4 protein-coding genes, 8 tRNA genes and 1 pseudogene are annotated in these 3,514 nt (G+C 39.7%); all 13 read left to right on the top strand.

Annotation, left to right across the window (positions count from 1 at the left end; translation table 11 throughout):
- The first annotated feature begins 21 nt into the window (after window positions 1–21).
- Window positions 22–94: transfer RNA gene (locus HT723_RS10340), tRNA-Asp, on the top strand.
- Between the two features lie 24 nt (window positions 95–118).
- Window positions 119–191: transfer RNA gene (locus HT723_RS10335), tRNA-Lys, on the top strand.
- Window positions 192–196: 5 nt separating this feature from the next.
- Window positions 197–278: transfer RNA gene (locus HT723_RS10330), tRNA-Leu, on the top strand.
- Window positions 279–296: 18 nt separating this feature from the next.
- Window positions 297–369: transfer RNA gene (locus tag HT723_RS10325), tRNA-Thr, on the top strand.
- 22 nt (window positions 370–391) lie between these two features.
- Window positions 392–463, top strand: a tRNA-Gly gene (locus HT723_RS10320).
- Between the two features lie 7 nt (window positions 464–470).
- A tRNA-Leu gene (locus tag HT723_RS10315) sits at window positions 471–556 on the top strand.
- 11 nt (window positions 557–567) lie between these two features.
- Window positions 568–641, top strand: a tRNA-Arg gene (locus HT723_RS10310).
- 15 nt (window positions 642–656) lie between these two features.
- Window positions 657–730: transfer RNA gene (locus tag HT723_RS10305), tRNA-Pro, on the top strand.
- Between the two features lie 603 nt (window positions 731–1,333).
- On the top strand, window positions 1,334–1,540 hold the full coding sequence (locus tag HT723_RS10300) for a hypothetical protein (RefSeq protein ID WP_007284993.1): 207 nt from the start codon (window positions 1,334–1,336) through the stop codon (window positions 1,538–1,540).
- Window positions 1,537–1,701 (top strand): hypothetical protein, encoded by a 165-nt coding sequence (locus tag HT723_RS10295; RefSeq protein WP_000709172.1) that lies wholly within the window; start codon window positions 1,537–1,539, stop codon window positions 1,699–1,701. Before HT723_RS10300 ends, HT723_RS10295 begins: the two co-directional genes overlap by 4 nt.
- Window positions 1,702–1,717: 16 nt before the next feature.
- A complete protein-coding gene (locus tag HT723_RS10290) occupies window positions 1,718–2,602 on the top strand; it encodes an ABC transporter ATP-binding protein (RefSeq protein WP_172935149.1) in 885 nt (294 codons plus the stop codon).
- A gap of 1 nt (window position 2,603) precedes the next feature.
- Window positions 2,604–3,341 (top strand): ABC transporter permease, encoded by a 738-nt coding sequence (locus HT723_RS10285; protein WP_172935148.1) that lies wholly within the window; start codon window positions 2,604–2,606, stop codon window positions 3,339–3,341.
- A pseudogene (locus tag HT723_RS10280) lies at window positions 3,341–3,514 on the top strand (sensor histidine kinase); the annotation flags it as partial. The gene HT723_RS10285 and the pseudogene HT723_RS10280, both read left to right, overlap by 1 nt.

Here is a 3,514-nt window from a genome sequence, read left to right as displayed (position 1 = left end):
TCGATCCCGTTAACTCCCAAAGGTCCCGTAGTGTAGCGGTTATCACGTCGCCCTGTCACGGCGAAGATCGCGGGTTCGATTCCCGTCGGGACCGTTTAAGGTAACGCAAGTTATTTTAGACTCGTTAGCTCAGTTGGTAGAGCAATTGACTTTTAATCAATGGGTCACTGGTTCGAGCCCAGTACGGGTCATATCTGCGGGTTTGGCGGAATTGGCAGACGCACCAGATTTAGGATCTGGCGCTTAACGGCGTGGGGGTTCAAGTCCCTTAACCCGCATTGAGATATAATAAATGAGCCGGCTTAGCTCAGTTGGTAGAGCATCTGATTTGTAATCAGAGGGTCGCGTGTTCAAGTCATGTAGCCGGCATTTTTAGATAGAAGAAAATAGTGCGAACGTAGTTCAGTGGTAGAACACCACCTTGCCAAGGTGGGGGTCGCGGGTTCGAATCCCGTCGTTCGCTTAGAGAGGCCGGGGTGGCGGAACTGGCAGACGCACAGGACTTAAAATCCTGCGATTGGTAACGATCGTACCGGTTCGATTCCGGTCTTCGGCATAATATAATGAGCACCCTTAGCTCAACTGGATAGAGTACCTGACTACGAATCAGGCGGTTAGAGGTTCGACTCCTCTAGGGTGCATTTTTCTATTTAACTCGGGAAGTAGCTCAGCTTGGTAGAGTACTTGGTTTGGGACCAAGGTGTCGCAGGTTCGAATCCTGTCTTCCCGATTCATTACAGAGATATGTGAGTGTGTATTTTTAAAACTAGATATTATATACATTAAGAGAGAATCAGTTTGGTTCTCTTTTTTTGATTTTCAGTAATTCATTTTGGCAGCGTATACTTTTTGTCTCCAGTCTTTTCAATAAATACCGTAGTTTAGGTAACCACATTGAAATTTAACAGATTTTATATTAAATTGAATTTGGAATAGTATAACATCTCTTCTAAAATATTGTTATAAATTGATTTGGATTCCAAAATTAAATTGTTCGATTCTTATTTTATTTTATTATATAACTCTTATAAATTTAGCCTCCTATAAATTTTTAAGAAAGCAATAGAAGGGTTTTGTTCAACGTATAATATATGTGTTTGCCTGATAAAAATTTCTACTTTTTTTGATTTTAAATAAGTATTAGTTTACATTATGGTGTGAATTGGGTTTGATATCTCTTTTGAGGAAGTTGCCTTAGATTTTTCTAATTGTGTTTTATTGTATAGTGTATCTTGCTTGTTTTGAACATAATTTTTTATGACATTTGTCATATTTTCTAGTGACAGAAGCTTCTATCTCCTCTGATTTCAAAAGACTATAATTGTAGTACCAAATGGAGGAAGAAGAGATAAGAAATAAAATGATTATCGCTGTAAGTCTAGTAGCAGCAGGAGTTATGACCTATCTCATGTTTTCGGGATTGGATGAGGATTTCTATCATTTTCCTTGGGAGGTCTTTGCTGGATTTGGAATGATGTCTTGGCTTGTTAGAGAAGGTTTGAAATTAGTCGGAGATGTGAAAAAGGAGTTTGAGGAATGAAAAAAGCGATTATCTATCTCTTTATTGGTCTGTCACTCTTGGTATGGTTGGTAGAAATGTTTACAGGTTGGTTTGATCAAGACTTCCTTTACCAATTCATCCGTGGTGCTTGGGGTTTTGGATTTATGATTTTCGTCGTTTTCCCTATGGGAATGGAGTGATTGAAAGGAGAATATTATGAACATGATTAAGGTACAAGGCTTACATAAAAACATCAAGGGTAAGGCTATTTTGAAGGATATTTCCTTTGAGATAGCTGAAGGTGAATGTGTTGCCATGATTGGGCCAAACGGAGCAGGAAAGACCACACTCTTGGACTGTTTGCTCGGAGATAAATTGGTCTCCAGCGGTCAAGTATCTATTAAAGGTTTACCAGTAACGAGTTCTCAGTTAGACTATACAAGATCCTACCTCCCTCAAGAGAATGTAATCGTTCAGAAACTAAAGGTAAAAGAGTTGATTGCTTTCTTTCAAAAAATTTATCCAAATTCCTTGAGCAATCAGGAAATCGATCAACTATTGCAGTTTAATCAGCAACAGAAAGAGCAATTCGCAGAAAAATTGTCAGGCGGGCAAAAGCGTCTCTTCTCTTTTGTCTTGACCTTGATTGGGCGACCAAAGCTTGTCTTTTTAGATGAACCAACTGCTGCCATGGATACTTCAACTCGTCAACGCTTTTGGGAAATTGTTCAGGAGCTAAAAGCGCAGGGAGTCACCATTCTCTATTCGTCCCATTATATTGAGGAAGTGGAACACACCGCAGACCGCATTTTGCTCTTAAATAAGGGAGAGTTGATTCGCGATACGACACCACTAGCCATGCGTAGCGAGGAAATAGAAAAGCACTTTATCCTCCCTATATCTTATAAGGAAGTCGTTGAGCAGTCTAACTTGGTTGAAAAATGGACTCAAAAACAAGATGCTCTGCAAGTAGTCACACGAGAAGCAGATGCTTTCTGGGAACTGTTAGTTCAAGCAGGATGTAGCATACAAGAAATTGAAGTTAATAATCGTAGTTTGCTGGATACAATCTTTGAAGAAACGCAAAAAGGAGATGACTAAGATGAAACGATGGATGGCACTAAACAAGATAGAATTTCTATTGACCAAACGGCAATCAGTCTATTATTTATTATCAGTAGGGATGCCGACAGCTTTCTATTTATTCTTTTCTGGCATGTACCAGGAGACACCAGGTGGACCAGCGAATTTTATGCGTGCTTACCTCATCTCCATGACGGCCTTTTCCATGATGTCGACAGCTATCTTTTCATTACCAGCTGTCTTACATACCGATAAGATCAACAACTGGCAGAAAACATTACGTCATAGTCCTGTAAATATGGTAGAATATTATCTATCAAAGATAACAAGTATGCTGGTTGATTATTTGGTTTCAATCTTGGTGGTTTTCTCAGTTGGGCATTTTGTAAGAGGTGTGGATATGCCTTTAGCAAGCTGGGTTGGAGCTGCGATTTTGCTGATTATGGGAAGTATTGCTTTTGTAGCGCTTGGCTTGGCCTTGACTCTCTTACCAACTAGTCAGCTGATGTCTGTCGTGGGCAATCTTCTTTACCTTGGCTTGGCTGTTTTAGGTGGGCTCTGGATGCCTATCTCTTTATTTCCAGACTGGATGCAAGCAGTCGGTAAGTGTCTCCCGACCTATCAGTTGATGGAGTTGCTCAAGACCTTCTTAAACAAGGGTGGCATCAATCTATCAGCCACAGTTTATTTACTTGTTTTTTCAGCAGTTTTATTTGGTTTGACTATTTACCTTCAAGGTCATAAGGAGAATGCTTAATGCTTGAAAGACTGAAAAGCATACACTATATGTTTTGGGCCAGTTTGATTTTTATGCTTTTTCCCATCCTACCTGTAGTGATTGGGGAGCTTCCTGCTTGGCATTTATTGGTTGATATTCTATTTGTAGTGACGTATTTGGGTGTTTTAATAACTAATACTGGACTAAAATCA

The sequence above is a fragment of the Streptococcus sp. 2106 genome (assembly GCF_013277315.1).
In the GTDB taxonomy this organism is placed as follows: Bacteria; Bacillota; Bacilli; order Lactobacillales; family Streptococcaceae; genus Streptococcus; species Streptococcus pseudopneumoniae.
Note: the sequence above shows the minus strand (reverse complement) of the source record. Positions and strands in the feature narration are given on the sequence as shown.